Here is a 24448-nt window from a genome sequence, read left to right as displayed (position 1 = left end):
TAAAAAAAGGACATGGTAACAAATACTATTTTTAGAGAAATTACTCAATTATATGATGAGTTAGAATTAGAAATTAATAAAATTTACAACGAAAATAATGACGTCGTCAAACTCGCGGAAAAATCTTTAATTCTAATTGATGATGCAGTCCGAAAAGTAAAAGAAATGATTTCACCTCATCATTTTGAAACAATTGCTCAAGAAATACATTTTTTCAAGAAAATAAAACCTCAGTTTATTTCAAAATTTATTTATTACTCTACAATCCTTGATGTTGAAACTCACAAACCTAACGGAGGCAGTAAAATAATCAAGGAATACTATGAGACTGAGCAAGAAAAGCTTAAAAATTTCCATACTGAACATTCAGAATTTTACAGCTATTATCGAAGAGAAGCTACTTACCTCGACCATAAAATATTTGTAAGAAATTCTTACGATTTAAAAATGAAGTTATCTTATGGTTTTTATAATTTCGATACGACTTTTACGACATCCCATGATCAAATTATAGCAAGATTTATCGCCAATCAGCTATTTGATCAATATTTAAAAGAGTCAATTGAAAATCTTTGTGAAAACAACAGTAGCAGTAAAATTTTATCACCTTTAATATGGTCCGCTTCGAAAGTAGCTTTAACTGAGTTGCTATATGCTTTACATCTTAGTAATTGTTTTAACGCTGGTCACACTGATCTATCTGAAATTTTCAGATGGGCAGAAAAATCTTTTGACATTAGTTTAGGGAACTACCACAAGACTTTAGGCGAAATAAGAATTAGAAAAATTGAAAGATCTAAATTTCTAAATTTACTTCAACAAAATCTTAATCAACATCTCGATGACTTGGACATTTAATGTCTTTTTCATTTTCGGTAGTACGACAAAATACCGAAAAGTACCTAAATGTAAAGAATCATATAATTCATTTAGATAATTAAGGTTTAAATTCATCTAAATGATATCAATTTGTTCCAAAGCATCTCTTTCTGGACAATATTGAGTAAAGCTTTTTATCAAAAAATATCTTTCGGTAGTACCGAGAAACTACCGAAAGATATTTTCCGTGATTTCGAAAATTTGTCAAACAAAATAATATCGAAATTATGGCAATATCCATTATCACCAAAGAAGACCTTCAGCAATTCAAAATTGAACTATTGGAAGGCATTGAAATATTACTCAAGGGTAAGACGACAGAACAAAAATTATGGCTTCGAACCTCCGAGGTTAAGAAACTGCTTAATATTTCTTCGGGAACCTTGCAAAATCTGAGGATCAACGGAACTTTATCTTACAGTAAGATAGGTGGGACGCTGTATTACAATCATAAAGACATCCAGAAATTACTGACGGAAGTTAAAAATTGATTAGTAAAACAGAACTTATGAAGAATAATAAAAATATCATCGGCTTTTTTGAGCGTGTTATTGAAGATGATCGATTGTATCCCTCTCATATCAGTATGTATGTTTCACTTATCCAGTTCTGGAGTTTGAACCGGTTTCAGAATCCTTTTCGGATTAGCCGGGAAGATGTGATGAAGTTAAGTAAGATCAGGTCAATCGCTACTTACCATAAGTGCATCAGAGAACTTTATCGCGCAGGATTTATACGGTATTCACCAAGTTATAACTCATACAAAGGAAGCTTGATCGAGATCGTTGATTTTGACATTGAAAAAGTAAGTGAAAAAATAATATCTCAAAATCAAAAATTTTTACCGCAAGATGAGATTCGGTTTTTAATTCCGGTGTTTAATGAAGTTGAGTTATATTTTTCTGAACGGGATTTCCCATCTTCAGAAGCAGATCGTTTTTTCTCTTTTTATCGATCTAAAAACTGGAAATTGAGTAATGAGAAACCAATGAAATGCTGGCAGGCTGCTGCGAGGAATTGGATCTCTGAATTGAAAAAATCTCTAAATTAAGAACAGATGAAGAATATCGATCCCAAAACTCCGATATGGCGACTAACTGTTGAAGAATTTTTGGAGGTTTCCAAAAAAATTAATTCGGAAAAAAAATATGAATTTGGATTGAAAGGTCTGGCAAAAATGCTGGGATGTTCTATTTCGAAAGCCTCGGAAATAAAATCTTCAGGACTGTTGGATGATGCCATCATTCAAAACGGAAACATTATCATCATTGATAAAGAAAAGGCATTAGCGCTTTTCGCGCAAAAATAAATATGCATTACCTTGAATTAATGCAGCGGTTTTGGGATTTTAACCAAAAAACATCAATTGGAACAACGGGAATTTCAATGTACCTATACCTGCTGAAAATTGGTTCTGACAATGACTCTTGTGATCTTCAAATTTCTGATGTTGTCATAAGCATAGAATTAGGAGTCACTCGAAAAACGGTAAAATCTACTAAAGAAAAACTCCGGAATTTAGGATTAATTGAGTATGAAGCAAAAAGCGGACTTCCGTGTAAGTACAAATTAAGAGGAGATTATCCTTCACAAATTGCTGACCAAGAAATGGTGAGTAAAGAAGAAATTGGAAAGGAGGAATCTATTCAAAAAACAGTAGAATCCGGAGTTTCATTACTTACAGATCGTCCCGTTCAAAATTTTTCTGAAAACACCAATGATCAGGAAATTGAAAGCTATTTATCGCAAACAAAACAATCCTCACAACCACAACTAACAAATCAAAAAGGGAACGATGAAAATATTCCGTCTTTGGAAGAATTTATGACGTATGCGGAAACATTAAAAATTTACGAGCCTGAGTTAGATTCTGAGATACAATCGAAATATGAGAATTGGAAAAAGAATGGATGGAAAAATAGTTCTGATAGACCTATTACCAATTGGAAATCTTCATTGAAAAGTACGTTACCTTTTATGAAAGGTCAAACGGAAAGCCATCAACTTTCACTTCAATCCATTCCGTATATAAAGCGTCCAAAATCCCAAAACGGCAACCTTTGAAACCTAGGCAAATGTCTAGGATAAGAACACACTAAAAATTTAAATTATGAAAATATCAGATTTAAAACCCGGTCAAAAAGTAACCATCAACGGAATGCTTGCCGAATACAAAGGAATTCAAAAAGTGAAGATCCCAAATTTCGGTAAAGTCGAGAAAAGGGTCTTTCAAGGTGAAGGAATTAATATTTACAAATATTACAGTATTGCGGACGGTACTAAAACGCTCGAAAGCGAGAAAATCAAGTTGATATAAAATTACAAATCGATTTTAATCAATTCAGGATATAAGGAAGGAAAATAAAGATTGAAATTTTAAACCAAATTGAAGCATTATTATGGCTGTACCGGAAAAGGATTTACGGTTGATCCGCAAGAATTTTGAAAATAATAATGAAGTAAATCCTGAAAGAATTCGGTTGGGAAACCATTTCGTGGACGATTTTATTTTCGAAGGTCACGAGGCTGCGGATATTCCCATCAATGCTCTTAGGGTGATATTTAATATTGTTTCTACCATCAGCAATGAGCAATTTCGTCCGGAAGACCGACCTAAACAACTCTCCTTGTTTGATGAGGAGTTTGAAACCGAGAACAATATTTTCGCTTCCTTAAAAATCAGGAACAGCAAAATTTCACCAAGCGGTTCTACTAAGCAAGTGGTAGATGCTTACGAATTTCTTACGAAGTTCAAAATGAGCTGGTACAAATCCACTAATTCCAAAGGCAAGGAAATCAAAACTTTTGGTGGACTAATTTCTATACCTAGTTATGACCAGAGAGGTTACACCACGTTTTTAATCAGCAGTTATTGGCTTAAGAAACTAATGGTCATCCCGGAATACAATTACGTTTTGTACAATTTGGTGTACAATATCAGAAACAATAAGCATATTATTTTCGCTATCTGGCTTGCAAAGCTACCTGAAAACGGAGCCGTTTTAAAACTCTCAACACTGAACAAGAAATTTGGATTGAAGTATAAAACTTCCAAGGATTTTTGTTTCAAATTTTTAAAACCTGCAAGAATCAGTTTGAATAGATTTAATACGCTTTCCTTCAATTACAAGTACAGAGGCGATTCAATCTTTATTATTCCTTATTTAACCAAAACCATTTTGGACAACAATTTATCTCGAAACACAAGAGAACAACTGGAATCAAGCGAAGCGTATCTTGAACATAGGGAAAAAATTGGCCAAAGATTAAGTTACATCAGAAAAAGATATGGTCTGCACGAAAATGAAATGCTCCAGTTTTCCCATCAATACAGAAACGTTCCACAAACCAGAGTTTTGATAGAAAAGGCATTCAAAGAATTTATCCGAACGGCTCGATTGAAAGAAATTAAATCTACGGAATTTCAAGGGAAATTATTTCTGAATGAAATTCAGGAACATCTCATACAAATTTATCGGCGTACAAAAACGGGAGAATTATTACCAAATGGTTATCCGATAATTATTTGAATTCGGAATTGCGCTCACCCGGAATTCGGAATTGCGGTCACTGAAGTTAAGGAAATCTTAAAATCCAGAAAATTTTGAGTGATATTTCGGAATTCCGCTCACTCCAAAATTCAAAACCCACTAATAATATGGATAACCATAAAAAAATGTGGATAACTACAAGTATAGTATTAAAAATGAATGAAAACAGAAAGTTGAATTCGGAATTGCACTCACCCGAAAACTGTTGTTTTTTCGGAATTGCGGTCACTCTACTTTCGGAATTGCGCTCACTGGAATTCGGAATTGCGCTCACCGAAAAAGTGCCTCAAAACCTTTACTATAAGAGGATACAATGCCTCATTAAAAGTATATTAAAAGTAATTTTAAAGTCTTTTTTTTATTAAAAAGGAAAATGTGGATAAAAAATTTGCTTCAAAAAAGAAAAAAAATGAATTGTGAAGAAGTAAAAGAAAAAGTGAATATAAGAACAGTTTTGGAATCGTTCAGCCTTTTTCCTGTTAAAGAGATCGGAAAACTGCATTTTACTTTGCGCTCGACAGGGAAGAAAAAATACCGAGTTTTTCGGTTGATTTTGTCAAAAATAAAGCGTTTGATTTTGGAACAGGGAAAAGTTATGACGTGATTTCGATTGTTCAGCAAATGAATCGATGTTCTGTCTCCGATGCTTTGAAATATCTTGAAAAATTTGATTTTTCGATTCAAGAAAATCTTGAGATTGAAGAAATCGACCAAAGCAAGAATTATCAGATTCTCAAGGTAAGCGAAATCAAACATCCGGCATTAATCCAATATTTAAAATCCAGAAAGGTTTTTGAACAAAGAAATTTGATTAAAGAGATTTACTACGAACTGAACGGAAAAAAATATTTCGGCATTGGATTTTTCAATAATTCAGGAGGTATTGAAATCCGAAATAAATATTCTAAAATATGTTTGGGCAAAAAAGATGTTACATTGATGAAAAATGATCCTAATGTTAACCGTGAGGTGATAGTTTTTGAAGGGTTTTTCGATTATATGACTTTCAGGAATTTGGAAAAGAAAGAAAATTCAACTTCGGATTATCTGATTCTTAATTCTACGGCGATGCTTTTCTTAGTTGAAGAAAATTTGAAAGGATATGATAAGATTTCACTTTTCTTAGACAATGACCCAAATTGGGAAACCACCAAAGAAAGTATCAGAAAAAAGTATAAAAATGTGGAAGATTGTTCTTTATTGTATAAGGGTTTTAAGGATTTGAATGAATGGTTTTCTAAAGTAAATAGTGTCTTTTGAAAAATTAAATTTTAGTCCTAACAAATATCTTTCTATGTGCTCAAAAAAGTTTTCAATTTTCTCATAACCAACTAATCTAAAAAAACAACCTCGATTAGTTCATCGCAAACGAGACTGTTTTTTAACAGGATATGGCTACAACTTCACCTGCTATTATTTCTTTATGTTTTTTAAACTTGGCTTTTCTAATGTGTAGAAGTCACCAACACAATAAGGACTGTTTCTTAAATTGTCCGAAATAAATGAAGTTGTATAAATCATCTGATAAGAATTTGTGTCAAATTGAGTTACCCTATCGATAAGTATTTTCTGTAAGTTTTGGGCTCTTTTTATTTCAATTCCTTTGTCTTCCATATTGTCAGCAAAAATAAATCTAGGATAGCGCATATCCTCAACAGTTAATGAAGCAAGGAATATTGCGAATCTTCCAGATACCTTTAAATAGAAATTTGAACTGGCAGAAAACTTATGATATTCTTTTGCAAGTTCAGAATTTTTACTCGTCAAATACACAAGATTGTTTGAAAAATCTATATAGAAGTCATTAGCGTTTTTGAATTCGTCCTGCCGTTCTAAATCGTTGCTTAATAAGTAGATACCTTCTTTTTTGATTTGTAATAGAATAGTTTCTTTTAGTTTTTGCTGTTTTTGATTTGTAAAATGGATATAATTGTTAAGCTTTTTAACTTCTTTATCAAGCTCTTCTTTTTTCGCCAATAGTTTTTCATACAACTCTGCTTGCTCCAAAAGTGTTCTAAATTGTAATATTTCACCATCTATGAAACCTTTAGCTGTATATAGTTGATCCAGTTCTTCTTCTTTGTAGGATTTTACATCTTTCAGAGCAATGTTTACTTGGCTTTGTAGCTGATTTAATTTAATTCTTTCTGAATTATATTTCGTCGTGGCTTCTAATAAAATTCGTTTATTTCGTTCAAGTAAAACGTTAGATTCATTTATCTGGAAACTTATTTCTTGTTCCATTCGTCTTGCTTGCACAACTCCAAAACTTTCGTCGACATTTTCTTTACAAAGTTTACAACTAGAATGATTTTCGTGAAGACTGATTTTAGTTAAACATTCTGGACAGTATTCAAGCGGAAATGTTCCTAAAAAACTACGTGTTTGAATTGAATTTTTCAAAGCCTTTACCTTATCTTTTAAGGTCTCAATAAAATAAGTTGAATCTTCAATTTCGTAAGTTAAACTTTTAATATTTTCCTCTAAACTTAAAACTTTACTTCTCTGACTGATTGACAATTCTGATAATTTTTGAAATTCAAGTTTTGATTTGTCATCATACTCAATTTCAATTTTCTTATTTCGTATGTTTATTATTTTTTCTTCAATATCAAATATTTCCTTTTGCTTGTTTTCAATTGTAGTTTTTAAATGCTCAGTATTTAAAAAAAAATCATTTGAGAAGAATTGTTTTGTTATTTTTATTTCACTTTTAACATTATCAAGCTCTTTTGAAGCAACGTCTAATCTTTTTTTGCTATCATACAATTCCTGATTATAGACCCCTAACAATAAGTCCGAAACGGTTTCTCTTGTCAATTGGCTGTCAAATTGTTCATAATAAAATAAAGAACTTGTCGGCGAATCTTGATCAATATAAAGCAATCTTAAAATTTGATGAAAAGTAATATTACTATCTCCTTTTACAATTGGAATATCAAGGTTGTCAAATATTACATTTGAAAAACTTTTTTTATTGGCTAATGTATTAAATTCAAATTTTTGCCAGTGTCTGTCAATTGGCGGATTTAAACTTTCTTCCAAATTTCCCCAAAAGAAGTTTAGAGCGATTTGAGAGTTAACTTTATTAGTTTTTTCATTAATTTCGATGTTCCTTTTTATAGTAAAAATCGCTCCGTTCATTTCGACTTCAGCGTAAACACTTTGACATTTTCTAGCTTCTGGAACGAAATCATTAAAACTACCACCTAAAACAAAAAATATAAAATGAGTTATTGTAGATTTACCGCTACTATTCTCTCCTCTAATAATATTTACGCCTTTATGAAATGTTTCATCATAAGCAACTTTGCCTTCATTCGTGTAAATAAGAAGTCTATTTAAAAATAAATTATTATGCATCATATTTGCTCTCTAAAAGATTTGTTCTAGCCTTTAGTCCATCTTTTCCAGGCATTTCGATATTATAAAAGTCGGAAATTAAAATTGTAATAATATTACGTTCTCTTGGCGATAATTCCTCAAATTTATCCGCATAGTCTTTTAAAATCGCTCGTGATATAATTGAAACTCTATTTAATAATAGTAATTCCTTATCAATGATTCCATAAGATGCCAAACAATGCAAAGCTGATATTTGATAAGGTTTTATTTTTTCAAATACTTTTCTATCATTATATACTTTTTCGTAAGGATTATCTTTCTTAACTGTGAATTGTTTTAACCGTGCCTTAAAATCTTTTTCATTTCGTTTGGGTTTCAAATCATAAATTTTACTTGGGAATAATAGATAAAAATCCCAAATCCTCAATCTGTCTAGTTCAACATACTCACTTTTGTCAAAATTTGTCAAAAGTTGTAGCATACGATAGACAGCATGGTATAGATCAAAGGCTTGATTATATATTATCATAATTTTTCCAATTTAAATGACATTTGCCCGTCAAAAAATAAACCATCCCTAAAATATCATCCGCGGAATAATTTAAGAAAATATCATCTTTTCCTTCATCATTTAATATTTGCAATATCGGTTTTATAACCTTTTCGTTTAGTTCAGCTTTTATGTTACTTTTTTGTACATTATTTTCAATCAGCGGTTCGATATATGTTTCAAAATTCAACCTTATAAATGCAAATAATTCAACATCAATTTTTTGTTCGGTTTCAAATAATTGTCTTGATACTATTTTTTTTGCGTATTTTTCTTTTCTAATTGTTGCATTCAAAATTTCAATATCGTTAAATCCACCATCCTTTAGCTTTTCAGGCATACTTTTTCCATCAAGTAATGTATTATACAGCTGAAAGTCTTCGATAAAAGTATCAAATCTTATATCATTTTCGACTTCTTGTTTAAGTTTTTGAAATTTAGAAGCCCATCGAGTTTGATTGTTAAAATATACATCCCCTGTTGTATTAACTTGTTTCTCTACACTTCCTGTATTATTTACATTTTGGTCGGACATTTTACAAACTTATGTTTCCCGTTACATTTCCAACATTAACTTGCTTTTCAATATTCCCATTATTGTAAATATTTTGTTGAGTATAATTTGATAACTCTTTTTGCGATTTTTCAACTAACGATATTAATTCATTTTTAAAATTCAAATCTTCGTTTAATTTAACAATTAATTCTTGTTTAAAGTCCTCAGTGTTTTCTAAAAATTTTGTCTCATTTACTTCTTCGTTTTTTGAAAATGGTTTCTTTATTAAATTCCAAATATCTTCTCCTACTTTTCTAGATACTCCTTCTCCAACTTTATTAAGAAATGGTTGTGCCAATGCTAATGCTGTTGATGCTAATGTAATTATGTCCATATTTTATAATAGTTTTTTATTTAATGACAGTTGATTATTAAGATTACCAACTTCTATAGTTCAGAATAATACGAAAAATATTTGATTTAATAAATGAATTCGTAAATGACTGTAGGTTTATGCTTTATCTAGGTTGATAAGTAAATTAACAAATCTAATAAAAGTAAATAGAATAAAAATATGGAAAACCGTAAAAAATGTAAAGTTTAGTGTGAATAGTCAAAAAGATTTAGATTAAAAAATGAAATAAATTTATAACAAAGATTTCAATTTAATAAACCAATTACCCAATGCTTTATTTTAATTTTCCCACTGTCAATACCGTCTATTTAATCACTTCCAACTGATGTTTAGCTTTTTACGATTGCAAATGTAGGACAGCATCATTCACCTAAAAAAATATTTTTGGGTTTCTACAAAAAATTCTTTCCACGAGTTCCAATAATTTTTTCAGACACTCCTTAATCCTTCGGACAAAAATATTTCGAGCCACAAACCTCCAAAGCTTTGGAGGTTTGTGGTTTTATATGCCTGATACTTTCCTATGATCATCGGCAAAGAAAAAGACGGAACCTCAGTTATACGAATCAATTAAATCGCAGACGGTCTTTGACATCAACGGAAAAAACAACAAAATAAAACAACAAATAATTCTGCTTTTCCAATTGAATATAAGTAGAAAAGAAAAAAAACGAGTGTCCTCGAAACCAAATCAATCAAATCGAAAATTTTACAATTAACAAAAAATCAATTATTAACAATCAAAAAAAAACATTATGAACATCGTAGGCAGAATTACAAAAAACGCAGAAATCAACACTTTAAAAAATGACAAACAGGTCGTGAATTTTTCACTAGCCATTAATTACAGATTTAAAACCAAACAAGGCGAAGTAAGAGAACAGACCACTTACTATAACTGCTCCTATTGGCTAAGTGCCAACGTAGCTAAGATTTTAACGAAGGGAACATTAGTAGAGCTTACAGGCAGAGCAAGTGCGAGTGCGTGGATTGGAAAAGATGGAGAAATAAAATCGGGACTGAATTTCCATACTTCAAACATCAAATTACACGGAGGTGGAAAAAAGTCTGATACAGATGAACAAACAGTTTCACAACCACAAAAATCTAATGTTTTTGCGGAAGATACAGACGATGATTTACCATTTTAATCTTTAAACCTTAAATCAAATATTATGGCAAATTGGTGCAACAATAAAGTAACATTCTATGGAGATAAGGACAGTTTGAACAAAGTTTTGGATTTGTTTCAAGAAATGATTGAAAAGGAAAGTAAAGGAAATATCGGGCAGTTACCCGATTTTATTGAGAGCAAAAACGGTTACTTCTTTGAAATTTATCGTAATGAGACTGATGAATGTTCCTTCCATTATGAGACAAGATGGTCTCCAAATATTGAAGCATTATGGATGATTGCAAATCATTACAATGTCGGATTTGTATTGGATTATGAAGAATCTGGCTGTATGGTTTACGGCAAGACCATCTACGAAAACGAAATCTTACAGGATTATTTTCTCAATCAATGTGACTTTCAAGACTGCATCTACAATGTAGACACAGATTGTTATGAATTTGAGGGTACAAGTTATGAGTACAAAGATGAGATTATGAGAATCCTATTAAAAAGGAAAATAAATAATAACAAACAAAAAATTGCATAAATGATAACATCACTTCAACAAACAGAATATTTACTGATAAAAACAATGACCAACAGCGAATGGGATAATGGCGATTTTGCCATTATCCACATTACGGGAGAATGGAAAGAAACCCAAAAGAAAAGGCTCAAATCCGTAAAACCTTTGGAAAATGACTATGATTTAAAATGGCTGAATTATGCTGACACTAATGTCGAATTTTTCAGATTTTCGGAGGAGACACATCCCGAAATAGAAGAATGGCTTTCTGAAAAAGACAGCGTTTTCATTGAATTGGAAACTGATGAATTAAAAAAGCTCTTTCAACCCGAGAATAATCTGAACTGTTATCAAATGCAGGTATTCAAGAATGGAAACACCATTTATAATGCTTTTGGAAAACATACAGGAGAAGAATTTTGGACAAAAGAATTTTCATTATGGGAATTGACAAAATAATTCAAGGTCTAAATCTAAAATTTATAATTCAAATCTAAAATCAAAGTATTATGCAAACCAATTTTTTCAGACAGATAGCCAAACTCAATCTTACAGGAGATTTGCAAATCACACTCCGACAGACCACAGAAAACAACTTTGTTCTTTCCGTATTGCTCAATAACGAGCAATGCGGAGACGAGGCAAGAAAGCTCATTCCGCCCCTTAATTTGAGGGGAACAGCAGAGGAATTGGATAACGGATTTTTTGAAAATATTTCGACACCGTTGCAGACCGCTTCGGGATTGATGGTGGATATGGAAAGTTTTATGAAACAGCTTGAAGAAGCCAAAAAGAAATCGGCAATAGAAAAGGAAAAATCCGACAAGGAGAAAAAAGAAAGGGAAGCCAAAGACAAAAAGTATGGCGAAGCCTTACAAAAAGCTGAAGAACTCGAAAAAGAGGGCAAATATAAAGAAGCGTGGTCAGCTCTTCCAAAAGTATCGGAATTTCCCGAATATGCTGAAATCATCCGCAAAAAGCAGGATGAATATGAGAAACATTTTGCACCAAGCCTTTTCTCTGAAACGACCAATGAAAATGTTGAATCTTAAAAATATTATAAATGTTACTTGCAACCCTATTAGACCGAGTTTTTATACTCAAAGATAATGGACAGGAAATACGTTTACCTGACCCTGAACCAAAATGGAGCGTAGAATCAGTAATGAACTTTTACGCCAACACATACCCGATTCTGACCACTTCAAAAATTTCAGCACCGAAAATCAAGGATGATGCAGTTGAATATCAATTTGAAAGTGTGATGGGAACAAAAGGATAATAAATAGTTGATGGTTTTTGGTTGACAGTTGGTAAAATTACAATCTAAAAGCTTACAACCGTCAACCATAAACTGACAAACAAAAATAAAATGAATGCAACAAAAAACAATATCGGGAACAATTCGACCACCCGAAGAAAAAAAACAAAGGCAACTACACCGACAGTTGAGAGAATACGCAGAGTGGATGAAGCAGATGAAAGACAGTTCGGAAATACAGAAAGACCAACGGAAATCCGTTCCAATCTCTCAACTTCCAATGCTTTTCTGAGAACCTGCTTTATACCGAAATTAAAGGTGAATGAAATTACAGCAAAACAGAGCAAACGCAGGTCTGCTAAAACAGAAAGGGATTTTTATAAGTCCCTTTCTCTATTAGTAAAGCATTATGATATAATCCCGATTCCGACAAGGCATTTTAATTATCCATACAATATCAGCCTTGCTTTGAGAGATATTGAAAAGCAGTTGAAAACCAAGACTGAAAATTGGCAGAGTATCCGGCTGATAGAAAAGGGGAGTGAAACCTGTTTTGCAATAGAGGAAAGATGCAATACAGGGGCAACTTTGTTTTATATTCCTGTTGTACCACTTTATCAATTGCTCCACAATAAGGCACACAAGAAAGCAGCTTGCTTACTATTGTCGATATGCACTTATCTGTATAGAAATGCAGATATTCCATATTACAGACAGGAAGATTCTTATCTCTATTGGAATTACGAAATGCTTAACGATTGGCTTGAACAGGACAAGGAAATAGAGGATAGTCACAACAGCAAAAAAGAACTTCAACGGGCAGAAATCATTGGAGATATGATGGGACAAAAAATTTCCAATGCTAAGAATCTTCTTTTTTTTGAGCAACGCTTGAAACGTTTTAGACCGAAAAACAGGTTTGATAAAGAATGCCTTCAATTGGCTGAAAAAACCTTTAAACTTTATTGTGATTATCCTAATGAAAGCATTTTCAGAAATGCCCACTATAACAATGCGGTCAAATCAAGAGATATGGACGAAGATGACTATTACAACGAGGAAACTGTTATCGCAATGGATAAATATATTTCCTTTTTTGCCGAGAGTGACGGATTAATTTATGATAATCTTACGAGTATGGTCAATAACGAGTTCAACGAATTTGCTGAAACACAGGAACCAATTATTTTCAAAACCTTTGACGGAAGCGATATATCGGATAAAAACCTTGATTTCGAAAATCAGCTATTTAAGGTCTTAAACGAATTGTGCCGATTACTCAACTAATATATTCGCACACAGAATAGATAATTCAAATTAAAATAAAAAGCTATGAAAAATACAGCCACTACAACCGAAAATGAAGAAACTGATATAACCAATAATTTTGGAATACTCTACCATCCTAAATCAGCACTAGTCTTTTTTGAGACAGAAGATTATAATCCCGATGGTTATGTTGAACATTTTGATATTGACCGAAACGGAAATCCTATCAATGCCCATCCTTTGACCGTAAGGGAAGCACAGCGGTTATCGAAAGCGCTTAATATTCAAAATAAGAAAGAAAAAGATTTTTTAAGACCGAGTGGTGTTATTTCTGAAAATATACTTTTTATAGATACATCGCAAAATGGAAAAGTGGTCTGGTACACAAAAGCACAGGAACGACATTTATTATTTACTGATAAACTTTCGATTCCAAACGGATTAGCGAATGTGCCACCTTTAGTATGGTGTGCCAATAAGCAGGGAATGAAAATATTCGCATTGGAGACAGACCAACGCCCAAGAGAGGAAACATCACTTTTCCACGCACCTTTCTTTAATGTTTACGAAAGTGGTAGTGTTTGTATGGGTACAGTCGATGTAAAAATTAAAAGTTCTGCATCATTGGAAGAGTTTACAAATAAATGGGAAGACTATTTTTTCAATTCTTATTTCAGCCATTTGGTCAATAGCCATAATCCGACAAAAGGCAATTGTGTAAATCTTTGGAAAATTTTAATTCAAAGTAAAGAAGCTTTTCCGACAGATATTCTAATTAATTCAAATCTAACTTTAAAAAATCTACTGTAATGATTCAATCTGAGAAACCAAAAGTCCATTTTACCGATGATAACCTTTTAAATCCTACCAATCCTATAATGATAAACCTCATAGGTGCGGGAGGTACAGGTTCAAAAGTATTGACCGCCTTGATGGAAATGAACCATTCATTGATTGAATTGGGACACGCAGGATTACAGGTGCGTTTGTGGGATGATGATGTGGTCACAGAAGCAAATCAAGGCAGACAGCGTTTTGCAGAATGTGAAGTAGGATTACCAAAGGCAGTTGCGCTGATAAATCGGGTAAACCGATGGTCTGGAACGAATTGGAAAGCCGAAGTCGGAAAGTTTGAAAGAGATTCTTTAGGAAGAATTCAAGAGAATATGCAATCAGCAATTTATATGTCGTGTGTTGATAATGTCAAATCACGATTTGAAATTGCTGATATTTTGAATGAATTGAAAGAGGGTAGGAGACTATACAGAAACCAGGCTAAATATTGGATGGATTTTGGAAACAATCGATATTCTGGACAGGTTTTGCTTTCTACAGTTGAGAATATAAAACAACCTAATTCTGAAAAATATCAAACAGTGTCGCATCTTCCTTATGTGACGGAAGAATTTGGAGAACTGCTTTTGCAGTCTGAAACGGAAGACGATACACCAAGTTGTAGTTTAGCGGAAGCATTGGAAAAACAAGATTTGTTTATGAATTCAGCATTGGCACAGATGGGATGTTCTCTATTGTGGAACTTATTTCGCAACGGATTGACTGAAAACAGAGGATTTTTCCTTAATCTGAAAAATTTCCATTCTCAACCCATAAAACTATAAAAAAGTCGCCTGACCAAAAGTTGGGCGGCAAAAATGCAATTCCTCCCTACGGTCGGAAACGCATTTTTGCGGAAAGCGGAACAACCCCATTTCTAAAACAATTCCGGACTTTGGCTTTAGTTTGTTTTTGAAAAAAGGTTGTAGGTTTTAGTTGAAGATGTATAAATATTTTTTTTCACCTCAATATTATCCCGATTAATCTAAATAAATATATTTTGTGTAGTATTTTAAATATTAATTTATATTCGTATCTAAACATTTGATCGATGCTAAAATTATCGGCATAAATATGTAAGCATTCTGCATCGCCTATTAATTGTATAATCTGACAACCTTTTTTCTTCACGCATATATTGAACGTAAGCAGTTAGTTTATTGTAAAAAGAGGGAACGGCTCGTATTGAATCGTCAATAAACATTCTATATAGTCCAACCATTGAACAGACAAGTCAATAAATCTATTTTTAGCCTCAATTGAAAAATCATTTTTTCAAAAATGATTTGCTTTTCGCGCTGCCCAATGATTTTGCAGTATATTCTATTTCTTCTTTCGTCACTAGTTGTAAGATGTAAAAATTCAGATAATCCATAATACCAGCTAAATACTCTGCAATTATCACATCTGCAATTAGGAAGTGCAATGAGCAAAATATTGACGGTAAAATCAAAACGAATTATTAGGAGCACAAGTAATCGAAACGATCCAAAAAGCAGTTTTCAAATAGAGCCCTGGTCACAAATTAACTGTACTATTTTACACCTATTTAATTTGTAATATTTGAAGGGCACTAGTTAATTGGGTCTCCCTTTTAGGTGAACGAAATTTACTATAAACTTATAGAGTATCTTTTAGATTGAGATTTAAAAAGTATAAAATATAGCAATTAAAAGAAATAATTTCATAATTTTGTTATGTTGAAAACTTTTAGTAAACATATCAGCTTTATTATCTTACTATGTTTAGGCTTTTTTCTAATTCCAAGCATAGGCTATGCTTGTGCAAAAAAAACAGTCAATACAGAACGAAAAAGTTGCTCTAAAGACCAATCTGCAAAAGCAGAACACAAAAGCGGTTGTAAGGATAAGTCCTGTAAAAAATGCAACGATGGTCACGACTGCAATGGTAAGTGTAATCACAGTTCTTGCAAATGTAGCACTTCTTCATCTTCATTAAGTTTACCTATACTTATAGATATAAAAACAGAAAACCAGTTTGCAGAAATTAAAACGCAAAAATTCGGTTTCAAACAAGCCTACTATTCTTCGGGCTGCTCTTCCATTTGGCAACCGCCTAAAATAGGTTAAGCGATGGCTTGTTAGCCATACTTATGTCTTGTCGAAAACTAATGTTAGTTTTCGTAAAACTTTTGTATTCCTTAATAATTTAATAATTTCAAAATGAAATCAATATCAAAAATATTGATGGTAATCACCGTATTACTATCAGCCGTAAACAGTTTTGCCCAAATCAAAAATGCAAAAACAGAAACCGTAAAAATATATGGTAACTGCGAAATGTGTAAAACCACCATCGAGAAAGCAGGAAATGTAAAAAATGTAGCCACAGTAGATTGGAATAAAGATACTAAGATGGCTACGCTCAACTTCGATAGTAAAAAAACAAGTCAGGACGAAATATTGAAACGCATTGCTTTAGCTGGTTATGATAGTGAGAAATTTTTAGCCCCAGATGATGTATATGCAAAATTATCCGGCTGTTGCCAGTATGACAGGGAACTAAAACCAGTTGCAAAAGCCAAAGATGATGGTCTGGATATGAAAGCCGAACACGGCAGCCACACCCCTAAAGAAATGGCTACCACAAATACGACGACTAGACAAAATGCACCACAACTGAAAACTGTTTTTGACAACTATTTTGCAGTAAAAGATGCTTTGGTAAAAACCGATGCAGGTGCTTCATCGGCAAAAGCCGCTGAATTGGTAAAGGCAATAAAAGCTGTAGAAATGACAAAACTCTCTACCGAAGAACATACCGTTTGGATGAAAGTAATGAAGGATTTAACAGCAAATGCAGAAAAAATTGCTGTAGCTAAAGAGGTTTCAAAACAGAGAGAAACTTTTGCCTTGCTTTCTAAAAATATGTACGAACTAACTAAGGTTTCAAAACAAGAAACATCTGTTTATTATCAGCACTGCCCAATGTACAACAATGGTAAAGGTGCAAATTGGCTAAGCAAAGAAGAAGCGATTAAAAACCCATATTATGGCTCTCAAATGCTTACCTGCGGCAGTGTACAAGAAACTATTAACAACAAATAAAACATTTTTGCTATGGAAAGTATGGAAAACCAACATAAAATGGAACATAGCCATAAGAGTGAAAAGCATAATAGTAATCATTCTTTAGCAATGTATAAACGCTTTGCTATTATGGCTGTTATAATGTTCGTAGCAATGTATTTTATAATGTATGCTATGATTGACGGGTTGAATAATCTTATCCCTAACATTAATAATTTGTATATGACCTTTCTGATGGTTTCTGCAATGTTAATAATAGAAATATGGATAATGAAGGGTATGTATGAAAATAAGAAAATCAATTGGGGCATTATAATAATTTCTGCTGCGATAGGTATCTTTTCGTGGTTTGGTATTCGGGAGCAGTTATTTGTTGGTGATAAGGAATTTGTAAAAGGTATGATACCACACCACGCAGCGGCAGTATTAATGTCTGAAAAAGCAAACCTTACCGACCCCGAACTAATAAAGTTGCAAAAAAACATACTCACAACCCAAGCAGAAGAAATAGAATTTATGAAGCGAAAGCTGAAAGAATTTGAAAACAAATAAGTAAAAAATCATTCTTTAATAACTTTAAATAACATTACAATGAAAAATATAATTTTCTCAATCATAACAGTGGCTACAATTACAGTAGCTACAATTTCGTGCAACCAGTCGTCAAATAAAAATACGGAAACAAAAGTGACTGATACTATTATTAATTCCGAAAATCTACCAGTTGCAACATCAACGCAAAGCGATACATTAAGTACATCTGCACCAATTGACACGACAACGAAAAAAGTTGAAAAACAAGAAGTAAAAGACCAGGTTCAAAACTTCTCTATCGCACCCATTGTAAAAGATTATTTGGCGTTAAAAAATGCACTTGTAGCAGATAATGATAAAGCAGCAGCCAATGCAGGTAAACAATTAATGGCAACATTTAATAAGATAGATATGAAAACCATCCCTGCCAACAAGCATAAAAAATATATGGACATAGCTGAAGATGCCAAAGAAAATGCAGAACATATCGGCGACAACGCCGGAAAGATAGACCACCAACGAGAGCATTTGGCATCATTGAGTAAAGATATTTCAGACCTTATCGTATTGTTTGGCTCTACTCAAAAATTGTATCAAGACTTCTGCCCAATGTATAATGATGGTAAAGGTGCTATTTGGATTAGCGAAGCAAAGGCAATCAAAAATCCTTACTACGGTAGCCAAATGCTTACCTGCGGTTCTGTGAAAAAGGAATTATAAAATGAAAAAAGTATTAAAGATAATTTTGGCAATAGTACTGTTTTTTTTTATTGCTATACAATTATATCAGCCTGCCCTCAATGTAAATAAGGGGCAGGTTGACAAAACCGATTTTGCAAAAGTTTATACCGTTCCGGAAAATGTGCAAAACATTTTACAAAATGCCTGTTACGATTGTCATAGCAATAATACCAAAAATACGTGGTATTCCAACATACAGCCTATGGCGTGGATGATGAAAAGGCATATTGATAATGGCAAAGAAAAATTAAACTTTAGTGAGTTTGGCAGTATTGGTAGTCGAAGGCAAATAAGTAAATTGAAAGGAATTTCAAACCAAATTAAAGACGATGAAATGCCTTTATCTTCTTACAAGGTGGTGCACAAAAAAGCAAACCTTACCAAAGAAGAAAAATCGTTAATCATGAATTGGATGAACAAAACAGCAGACAGCCTTTCAATAGAAAATTAAAAGCAATGCAAAAAATTAATAAATTATTAATCACCATTTTTAAGCAATCTTAATTCGAAAAAAGGATTGTTGCAAATAAAATTGTTTATATGGAACATCAACATACAGAAAATAAAGAAACCCATACAGGGCATAACATGAGCAATATGCAGCATGGAGCAAACCCAGCAATGGGCATGGCAGGACATAACCATCACGCCATGATGATTGCGGATTTTAAAAAAAGGTTTTATGTCGTGCTGATCCTAACCATTCCAATCATGTTGCTATCAACCATGATACAACATTTTATGAAAGTTGATTGGCAGTTTGCAGGTTCGCAATACATACTCTTTGCATTGTCAACCGTTGTGTTTTTTTATGGCGGCTTTCCATTTTTAAAAGGATTGGTCAACGAAGTAAAAGCAAAGAACCCCGGCATGATGTTTTTAATCGGCTTCGCCATAACAGTTGCTTACATCTACAGCGTTGCAATTGTATTTGGGTTACAGGGCATGGATTTCTTTTGGGAATTGGCAACCCTTATACTAATAATGCTTTTGGGGCATTGGATAGAAATGAAATCTGTTGCAGGAGCTTCAAAAGAATTAGAATTATTGGTACAGTTAATGCCAGCCGATGCACACATGGTAATGCCCAACATGGTGCATGATGTAAAAACCGACACACTAAAGGAGAACGACATTATTTTAGTAAAGCCAGGCGAAAAAGTGGCAGCCGATGGAATTATATTAGAAGGCGAAAGTTACCTGAACGAAAGTATGCTTACAGGCGAAAGCAAACCAGTACAAAAAGTAAAAGGCGATAAAGTAATTGCAGGTGCAATCAATGGCAACGGTTCTATAAAGGTTACCGTTACCCATGCCGCAAAAGACTCTTACTTATCACAGGTTATTAAATTGGTGGACGATGCACAAAAATCAAAATCACAAACGCAGCTATTAGCAGACAAAGCAGCAAAATGGCTTACGATTATAGCATTGGTTACAGGCATTTCGACATTTTTATATTGGTATCTCACAGGGCAATCATTGGCTTTTGCAATGGAAAGAATGGTAACCGTTATTGTTATTTGCTGCCCTCATGCTTTGGGTTTGGCAGTTCCATTAGTTGTTGCAAAATCAACAGCATTATCAGCTAAGAATGGTTTACTTATTAAAAATCGTACTGCGTTTGAAAATTCAAGAAAAATAACCACTATCGTTTTTGACAAGACAGGAACATTAACTGTAGGAAGATTTGAAGTGTCAAAAATTGTATCGCTGCAAAAAGAGTTTAATGAAAATGAAATCATTCGCCTTGCGTCTGCATTAGAACAAAAATCAGAACATCCCATTGCAACAGGTATCTTGCAAAAAGCAAAAGACCTATCGATCACCATTCCTGAAACAGAAAACTTTAATGCCATAACAGGCAAAGGGGTTGAAGCAACGGTTGAAGGCGAAAAAATATTGGTAGTCAGTCCGGGATATTTAAAAGAAAATAATTTAGCAATTCCCGAAGGCTTTAATGCCAACGATACAGAAACGGTTGTGTTTGTAATCGTAAATAATGAGTTGGCAGGTTATATTGCTTTGTCAGATGAAATTCGTCCTGAAGCTGCCGAAGCAATAAAGACCTTGAAAGAAAATAATATCAAATCTATTTTACTAACTGGTGATAATAACAAAGTAGCAAAAAGTGTAAGCGATGTTTTGGGTATGGATAGTTTTATTGCCGAAGTATTACCACATCAAAAATTAGAAAAGATAAAAGACCTACAAAGCAAAGGCGAATTCGTAGCTATGACAGGTGACGGCGTAAACGATGCGCCAGCATTGGCAATTGCAGATGTTGGTGTTGCAGTTGGCAGCGGCAGTGATATTGCAGCCGAAACCGCAGGTATTGTTTTAGTAAACAGTAACCCTAACGATGTTGTAAATCTTATCTTATTTGGTAAAGCCACCTATCGTAAAATGATACAGAATTTAATTTGGGCTACGGGTTACAATGTAATAGCATTGCCTTTGGCAGCAGGTGTTTTATATAAACAAGGCATCTTATTAAGTCCGGCAGCAGGTGCGGTTTTAATGACGGTTAGTACAGTTGTAGTTGCAATCAATGCAAGTTTTTTAAAAATAAAAAAATAAAAATGAAAAAGATAACATTAATAATATTCATCCTTGCCATGTACACCTTTGCACAAGCACAGGATATGAAAGGTATGGATATGAGTAAAAACGAAAAGGTGCAACAGGCAACTTATACTTGCTCGATGCATCCTGAAATCCACGCCGCAAAACCAGGCAACTGTCCAAAGTGTGGTATGAAATTGATAAAAGAAAAGACTAAAACAGTAAAGCAGTCATCGAACAAAAAGAACGATGAAATGCAGATGCCTCCAAAAGAGCAGCCGAAAAAGGTTGAAAAAATGAACAATATGTCTATGCCAAAAGAAAAGCATCAAACCGTAAAAAGAATTTTAAATACAAAACCTCCAAAAACAGTTCGATACGAATTATACGTCACAGATACACTAGTAAACTACGCAGGTAAAGAAAAGAAAGCCATTGCCGTAAATGGGCAAATACCGATGCCAACCCTAACTTTTACTGAAGGCGATACAGCCGAAATTGTAGTACACAATCAGTTAAAAGAAAGTACATCATTGCACTGGCACGGTGTATTCTTACCCAATAAGGAAGATGGTGTGCCTTGGCTTACACAAAAGCCCATTAAGGCAGGCGAAACTTACACATATCGCTTTCCCATCATCCAACACGGTACGCATTGGTACCACTCACATTCGGGTTTGCAGGAGCAGATTGGAATGTATGGCAGTTTTGTAATGAAAAAGCGTGATGATGACAAAACCTTTAGAAAAGGTATTGATGATTTGCCTACCGTACCAATCATTTTAAGTGAATGGACAAACCTAAATCCTGATAACATCAATCGAATGTTGCATAATGCCAATGATTGGGCGGCTATTAAAAAAAATGCAACCCAATCTTACGTTGAAGCCATTAAGGAAGGTCATTTCAAAACAAAAGTAACCAACGAGTGGAAACGTATGTTAGCAATGGACGTTAGCGATGTCTATTATGACAAAATTTTAATCAACGGAAATAATACTACAGATTTAAAAACAGTTGATGGTAAAACACTAAAAGCAGGCGATAAAGTACGGTTGCGAATATCAAATGGTGGGGCATCTTCTTACTTTTGGTTGCGTTATGCAGGTGGTAAAATTACAGTAGTAGCTAATGATGGAAACGATGTAGAACCTGTAGAAGTAGATCGATTAATTATTGCAGTTTCAGAAACCTATGATATAGTAGTAACAATCCCTGAAGATGGTGTTGCTTATGAATTTTTAGCCACTACAGAAGACAGAACACAATCGGCAAGCTATTTTGTAGGCAACGGCATCAAACAGCTTATTTCTCCGCTTCCTCGCCTTAAATATTTTGAGGGGATGAAAATGATGAATGATATGATGAAAATGAATGGGGATTTGGACGATATGGGAATGAAAATGAGCCTGAACCAAATGGATATGAATGTAGTGATGTATCCTGAAATTACTGGAGATGCGAAGCAAAAGCAAGACCACAGCCAACACAATATGAGGATGGATAACGACCCTAATCGTTATAATGCAAATGCTTTGGGAGAAATCAAAACGCTGAATTATGCAATGCTACAATCTCCTTCCAATACGGAACTTCCTAAAGATGCTCCAGTAAAAGAATTGAAATTTACCCTTACCGGAAATATGAACCGTTATGTGTGGAGCATGGATAATAAAATACTTTCAGAAGTTGATAAAATACCTGTGAAAAAAGGAGAAATTCTACGAATTACCATTTATAATAACTCAATGATGCGCCACCCGATGCACCTTCACGGTTTTGATTTTAGAGTAATTAATGGTAAAGGTGAAAAATCTCCCCTAAAAAATGTGTTGGACATAATGCCAATGGAAACTGATACCATAGAGTTTTTAGCAAATGAAGAAGGAGATTGGTTTTTCCACTGTCATATCCTATATCATATGATGTCGGGAATGAACAGGGTATTTGCTGTTGACGATTATCAAAATCCGAATTTACCTGACAAAAAACAAGCATATAATATGTTGCAAAGAGAAAGCAATATGCCACACTTTATGGTACAGAATGATTTTGCTACCAATGGAAATGATGGTGATGCGATGCTTCAAAACGCAAGATGGAGTTTAGGTACAGAATGGCGATTAGGTTATAATGATATGCACGGTTATGAGGTAGAAACTCACTTAGGAAGGTATATTGGAAAAATGCAATGGTTTATGCCATTTATAGGTTTTGATTGGAGGTATCGTAAAATGGGTATGGATGAACACGAAACCAATTTATTCGGACAGAAAAACGAAAAAGATACACGTAGAGCATTTAGTTTAGGTTTTATGTACACCTTACCAATGTTGGTTAATTTGCAAGCAGAAGTATATCATGATGGCATAGTTCGCCTTTCTCTAATGCGTGAAGACATTCCCATTACAAAAAGATTGAGGGCAGGTTTTATGGTCAACACCGATATGGAATATATGACAGAGCTAAAATATATTATCAATAAAAATGTGGGTATCCGTACACATTATGATAGTGATATGGGATTTGGTGTTGGATTATCTATTAATTATTAAAATGTTAAATCAAATGCTAAAAATCATTATTTTTCATTGTATAAAACTGCGATGTATCTATTTGAAATAGTATCAAGTTTTAAGCTGAGTAAATGGAGCTTCCTTTATTGACAAATGCAAGATTATAGCATTATTTATTCATTTTATCACTGTGCTATTCAAGCTTCTCAATATCATTAAAGTTCAATTTTTAATATTTGATTAAAGCAGATACGGGTGTGAAATGCTCCAATGAAAAACAAGATGGGGGAGAATAATGTCCACTGATGTTTAGACTTTAATCGCTAGATCGTCTTTGATACAAATTGAAAATTTGTATCAAAGACGATCTAGCTTTTTTTCAAAAAGGATGAAAACTTGAAACTCATTTTTTTCTAAATTGATAAAAAATATAATTCAAATTTAATTAATTTTTGTTGCGAATAAATTTCGAATACCTATTCTTGAGTAGTTTTAATACTTTATTTCGACTCAGAATTTTTAATAAAAATAAATAAGATTGAGTTATTGTTATTTTTATTAGAATTTCTTCTCATACTGGGGGAAATCAGTTAGATACATAATAGGATTATTTGACAAATGAGTTGAGCTGTAATCATAGTATTCCATCAGGCAGAAAAATTATAACTGCAAGAGAACTGGACATATACGATTATTATCACATAGGGATTCTATATTTTCTATATTACTATAAATAAAAACTGCCAAAAAAATAGTCTAACATTTTGTGGCAGTTCGTTTAAAACTTTTATTTAAAATC

27 protein-coding genes are annotated in these 24448 nt (G+C 33.2%); 23 read left to right on the top strand and 4 right to left on the bottom strand.

Going from position 1 to position 24448, the window contains the following annotated elements; all coding sequences use genetic code 11:
• The first annotated feature begins 12 nt into the window (after positions 1-12).
• The 8 genes from H560_RS0105200 (at position 13) to H560_RS21115 (ending at position 5690) form a co-directional block, all read left to right on the top strand.
• Positions 13-858 (top strand): RteC domain-containing protein, encoded by an 846-nt coding sequence (locus tag H560_RS0105200; RefSeq protein ID WP_027379068.1) that lies wholly within the window; start codon positions 13-15, stop codon positions 856-858.
• A 248-nt stretch (positions 859-1106) separates the two neighbouring features.
• Positions 1107-1370, top strand: coding sequence for a helix-turn-helix domain-containing protein (locus H560_RS0105195; protein WP_027379067.1), 264 nt, complete (start codon positions 1107-1109; stop codon positions 1368-1370).
• Positions 1371-1387: 17 nt separating this feature from the next.
• Complete coding sequence (locus tag H560_RS0105190; RefSeq protein ID WP_027379066.1) at positions 1388-1930, top strand: hypothetical protein; 543 nt, start codon at positions 1388-1390, stop codon at positions 1928-1930.
• Between the two features lie 6 nt (positions 1931-1936).
• Entirely contained in the window at positions 1937-2188 is a 252-nt protein-coding gene (locus tag H560_RS0105185) for a DUF3853 family protein (RefSeq protein WP_027379065.1), read from the top strand.
• Positions 2189-2190: 2 nt separating this feature from the next.
• Positions 2191-2943, top strand: a complete 753-nt coding sequence (locus H560_RS0105180) for a ribonuclease H family protein (protein WP_027379064.1) — start codon at positions 2191-2193, stop codon at positions 2941-2943.
• 46 nt (positions 2944-2989) lie between these two features.
• Complete coding sequence (locus tag H560_RS0105175; RefSeq protein ID WP_027379063.1) at positions 2990-3196, top strand: hypothetical protein; 207 nt, start codon at positions 2990-2992, stop codon at positions 3194-3196.
• A gap of 82 nt (positions 3197-3278) precedes the next feature.
• Positions 3279-4409: a hypothetical protein gene (locus H560_RS0105170; protein WP_027379062.1), complete on the top strand. Its 1131-nt coding sequence runs from the start codon at positions 3279-3281 to the stop codon at positions 4407-4409.
• A 642-nt stretch (positions 4410-5051) separates the two neighbouring features.
• A complete protein-coding gene (locus tag H560_RS21115; RefSeq protein ID WP_228372422.1) occupies positions 5052-5690 on the top strand; it encodes a toprim domain-containing protein in 639 nt (212 codons plus the stop codon).
• 153 nt (positions 5691-5843) lie between these two features.
• Here the strand turns inward: H560_RS21115 and H560_RS0105160 are convergent, their stop codons facing one another.
• The 4 genes from H560_RS0105160 to H560_RS0105145 are packed head-to-tail and all read right to left on the bottom strand — an operon-like array spanning position 5844 to position 9215.
• Positions 5844-7796, bottom strand: coding sequence for an SMC family protein (locus H560_RS0105160; RefSeq protein ID WP_027379061.1), 1953 nt, complete (start codon positions 7794-7796; stop codon positions 5844-5846).
• Complete coding sequence (locus H560_RS0105155; RefSeq protein WP_027379060.1) at positions 7786-8304, bottom strand: ABC-three component system middle component 5; 519 nt, start codon at positions 8302-8304, stop codon at positions 7786-7788. The genes H560_RS0105160 and H560_RS0105155 overlap by 11 nt, the downstream gene beginning before the upstream one ends.
• Positions 8291-8860: an ABC-three component system protein gene (locus H560_RS0105150; RefSeq protein WP_027379059.1), complete on the bottom strand. Its 570-nt coding sequence runs from the start codon at positions 8858-8860 to the stop codon at positions 8291-8293. Before H560_RS0105150 ends, H560_RS0105155 begins: the two co-directional genes overlap by 14 nt.
• Before the next feature lies 1 nt (position 8861).
• Positions 8862-9215 carry a hypothetical protein gene (locus H560_RS0105145; protein ID WP_027379058.1) on the bottom strand — a complete coding sequence of 118 codons (354 nt, stop codon included), beginning with the start codon at positions 9213-9215 and terminating at the stop codon, positions 8862-8864.
• Between the two features lie 776 nt (positions 9216-9991).
• Between H560_RS0105145 and H560_RS0105140 the strand changes: the two genes are divergently transcribed.
• The 15 genes from H560_RS0105140 to H560_RS0105065 all read left to right on the top strand — a co-directional run bounded on the left by H560_RS0105140 (position 9992) and on the right by H560_RS0105065 (position 23688).
• Positions 9992-10387 carry a single-stranded DNA-binding protein gene (locus H560_RS0105140; RefSeq protein WP_027379057.1) on the top strand — a complete coding sequence of 132 codons (396 nt, stop codon included), beginning with the start codon at positions 9992-9994 and terminating at the stop codon, positions 10385-10387.
• Between the two features lie 24 nt (positions 10388-10411).
• Complete coding sequence (locus H560_RS0105135; protein ID WP_027379056.1) at positions 10412-10900, top strand: DUF1281 family ferredoxin-like fold protein; 489 nt, start codon at positions 10412-10414, stop codon at positions 10898-10900.
• Positions 10901-11338 (top strand): hypothetical protein, encoded by a 438-nt coding sequence (locus H560_RS0105130; protein ID WP_027379055.1) that lies wholly within the window; start codon positions 10901-10903, stop codon positions 11336-11338.
• Between the two features lie 50 nt (positions 11339-11388).
• Positions 11389-11931, top strand: coding sequence for a PRTRC system protein E (locus tag H560_RS0105125; protein WP_027379054.1), 543 nt, complete (start codon positions 11389-11391; stop codon positions 11929-11931).
• Between the two features lie 11 nt (positions 11932-11942).
• Positions 11943-12161 (top strand): PRTRC system protein C, encoded by a 219-nt coding sequence (locus H560_RS0105120; protein WP_027379053.1) that lies wholly within the window; start codon positions 11943-11945, stop codon positions 12159-12161.
• A gap of 90 nt (positions 12162-12251) precedes the next feature.
• Entirely contained in the window at positions 12252-13427 is a 1176-nt protein-coding gene (locus tag H560_RS0105115; protein ID WP_027379052.1) for a hypothetical protein, read from the top strand.
• 45 nt (positions 13428-13472) lie between these two features.
• Positions 13473-14219 carry a PRTRC system protein B gene (locus tag H560_RS0105110; protein WP_051289169.1) on the top strand — a complete coding sequence of 249 codons (747 nt, stop codon included), beginning with the start codon at positions 13473-13475 and terminating at the stop codon, positions 14217-14219.
• A gap of 2 nt (positions 14220-14221) precedes the next feature.
• Positions 14222-15028 carry a PRTRC system ThiF family protein gene (locus H560_RS0105105; protein WP_027379050.1) on the top strand — a complete coding sequence of 269 codons (807 nt, stop codon included), beginning with the start codon at positions 14222-14224 and terminating at the stop codon, positions 15026-15028.
• Positions 15029-16019: 991 nt separating this feature from the next.
• A complete protein-coding gene (locus H560_RS0105095) occupies positions 16020-16202 on the top strand; it encodes a hypothetical protein (protein WP_027379049.1) in 183 nt (60 codons plus the stop codon).
• A 224-nt stretch (positions 16203-16426) separates the two neighbouring features.
• Positions 16427-17311, top strand: coding sequence for a DUF3347 domain-containing protein (locus tag H560_RS0105090; RefSeq protein ID WP_027379048.1), 885 nt, complete (start codon positions 16427-16429; stop codon positions 17309-17311).
• 12 nt (positions 17312-17323) lie between these two features.
• Positions 17324-17845 (top strand): DUF305 domain-containing protein, encoded by a 522-nt coding sequence (locus tag H560_RS0105085; protein WP_027379047.1) that lies wholly within the window; start codon positions 17324-17326, stop codon positions 17843-17845.
• Between the two features lie 39 nt (positions 17846-17884).
• The gene (locus H560_RS0105080; protein WP_027379046.1) at positions 17885-18547 is read left to right on the top strand and encodes a DUF3347 domain-containing protein; all 663 of its coding nucleotides are present in this window, start codon (positions 17885-17887) and stop codon (positions 18545-18547) included.
• A 1-nt stretch (position 18548) separates the two neighbouring features.
• Entirely contained in the window at positions 18549-19019 is a 471-nt protein-coding gene (locus H560_RS0105075) for a heme-binding domain-containing protein (RefSeq protein ID WP_027379045.1), read from the top strand.
• An 89-nt stretch (positions 19020-19108) separates the two neighbouring features.
• Positions 19109-21148, top strand: a complete 2040-nt coding sequence (locus tag H560_RS0105070) for a copper-translocating P-type ATPase (protein WP_027379044.1) — start codon at positions 19109-19111, stop codon at positions 21146-21148.
• A 2-nt stretch (positions 21149-21150) separates the two neighbouring features.
• Positions 21151-23688 (top strand): multicopper oxidase domain-containing protein, encoded by a 2538-nt coding sequence (locus H560_RS0105065; protein ID WP_155844958.1) that lies wholly within the window; start codon positions 21151-21153, stop codon positions 23686-23688.
• The last annotated feature ends 760 nt before the right edge of the window (positions 23689-24448 follow it).

The organism is Chryseobacterium daeguense DSM 19388 (assembly GCF_000430825.1).
GTDB lineage: Bacteria > Bacteroidota > Bacteroidia > Flavobacteriales > Weeksellaceae > Chryseobacterium > Chryseobacterium daeguense.
The sequence above is the reverse complement of the archived record's forward strand: the minus strand, read 5'-3'. Positions and strand labels throughout refer to the sequence as shown.

Bases quoted from the DNA above. Each gene is read 5' to 3' on its own strand.
- H560_RS0105160 (WP_027379061.1), bottom strand. From the start codon at position 7,796: ATGATGCATAATAATTTATTTTTAAATAGACTTCTTATTTACACGAAT.
- H560_RS0105145 (WP_027379058.1), bottom strand. From the start codon at position 9,215: ATGGACATAATTACATTAGCATCAACAGCATTAGCATTGGCACAACCA.
- H560_RS0105185 (WP_027379065.1), top strand. From the start codon at position 1,937: ATGAAGAATATCGATCCCAAAACTCCGATATGGCGACTAACTGTTGAA.
- H560_RS0105155 (WP_027379060.1), bottom strand. From the start codon at position 8,304: ATGATAATATATAATCAAGCCTTTGATCTATACCATGCTGTCTATCGT.
- H560_RS21115 (WP_228372422.1), top strand. From the start codon at position 5,052: ATGAATCGATGTTCTGTCTCCGATGCTTTGAAATATCTTGAAAAATTT.
- H560_RS0105075 (WP_027379045.1), top strand. From the start codon at position 18,549: ATGAAAAAAGTATTAAAGATAATTTTGGCAATAGTACTGTTTTTTTTT.
- H560_RS0105130 (WP_027379055.1), top strand. From the start codon at position 10,901: ATGATAACATCACTTCAACAAACAGAATATTTACTGATAAAAACAATG.
- H560_RS0105135 (WP_027379056.1), top strand. From the start codon at position 10,412: ATGGCAAATTGGTGCAACAATAAAGTAACATTCTATGGAGATAAGGAC.
- H560_RS0105080 (WP_027379046.1), top strand. From the start codon at position 17,885: ATGAAAAATATAATTTTCTCAATCATAACAGTGGCTACAATTACAGTA.
- H560_RS0105070 (WP_027379044.1), top strand. From the start codon at position 19,109: ATGGAACATCAACATACAGAAAATAAAGAAACCCATACAGGGCATAAC.
- H560_RS0105110 (WP_051289169.1), top strand. From the start codon at position 13,473: ATGAAAAATACAGCCACTACAACCGAAAATGAAGAAACTGATATAACC.
- H560_RS0105095 (WP_027379049.1), top strand. From the start codon at position 16,020: ATGCTTGTGCAAAAAAAACAGTCAATACAGAACGAAAAAGTTGCTCTA.
- H560_RS0105140 (WP_027379057.1), top strand. From the start codon at position 9,992: ATGAACATCGTAGGCAGAATTACAAAAAACGCAGAAATCAACACTTTA.
- H560_RS0105085 (WP_027379047.1), top strand. From the start codon at position 17,324: ATGGAAAGTATGGAAAACCAACATAAAATGGAACATAGCCATAAGAGT.
- H560_RS0105190 (WP_027379066.1), top strand. From the start codon at position 1,388: ATGAAGAATAATAAAAATATCATCGGCTTTTTTGAGCGTGTTATTGAA.
- H560_RS0105090 (WP_027379048.1), top strand. From the start codon at position 16,427: ATGAAATCAATATCAAAAATATTGATGGTAATCACCGTATTACTATCA.
- H560_RS0105175 (WP_027379063.1), top strand. From the start codon at position 2,990: ATGAAAATATCAGATTTAAAACCCGGTCAAAAAGTAACCATCAACGGA.
- H560_RS0105200 (WP_027379068.1), top strand. From the start codon at position 13: ATGGTAACAAATACTATTTTTAGAGAAATTACTCAATTATATGATGAG.
- H560_RS0105180 (WP_027379064.1), top strand. From the start codon at position 2,191: ATGCATTACCTTGAATTAATGCAGCGGTTTTGGGATTTTAACCAAAAA.
- H560_RS0105115 (WP_027379052.1), top strand. From the start codon at position 12,252: ATGAATGCAACAAAAAACAATATCGGGAACAATTCGACCACCCGAAGA.
- H560_RS0105120 (WP_027379053.1), top strand. From the start codon at position 11,943: ATGTTACTTGCAACCCTATTAGACCGAGTTTTTATACTCAAAGATAAT.
- H560_RS0105170 (WP_027379062.1), top strand. From the start codon at position 3,279: ATGGCTGTACCGGAAAAGGATTTACGGTTGATCCGCAAGAATTTTGAA.
- H560_RS0105125 (WP_027379054.1), top strand. From the start codon at position 11,389: ATGCAAACCAATTTTTTCAGACAGATAGCCAAACTCAATCTTACAGGA.
- H560_RS0105065 (WP_155844958.1), top strand. From the start codon at position 21,151: ATGAAAAAGATAACATTAATAATATTCATCCTTGCCATGTACACCTTT.
- H560_RS0105195 (WP_027379067.1), top strand. From the start codon at position 1,107: ATGGCAATATCCATTATCACCAAAGAAGACCTTCAGCAATTCAAAATT.
- H560_RS0105150 (WP_027379059.1), bottom strand. From the start codon at position 8,860: ATGTCCGACCAAAATGTAAATAATACAGGAAGTGTAGAGAAACAAGTT.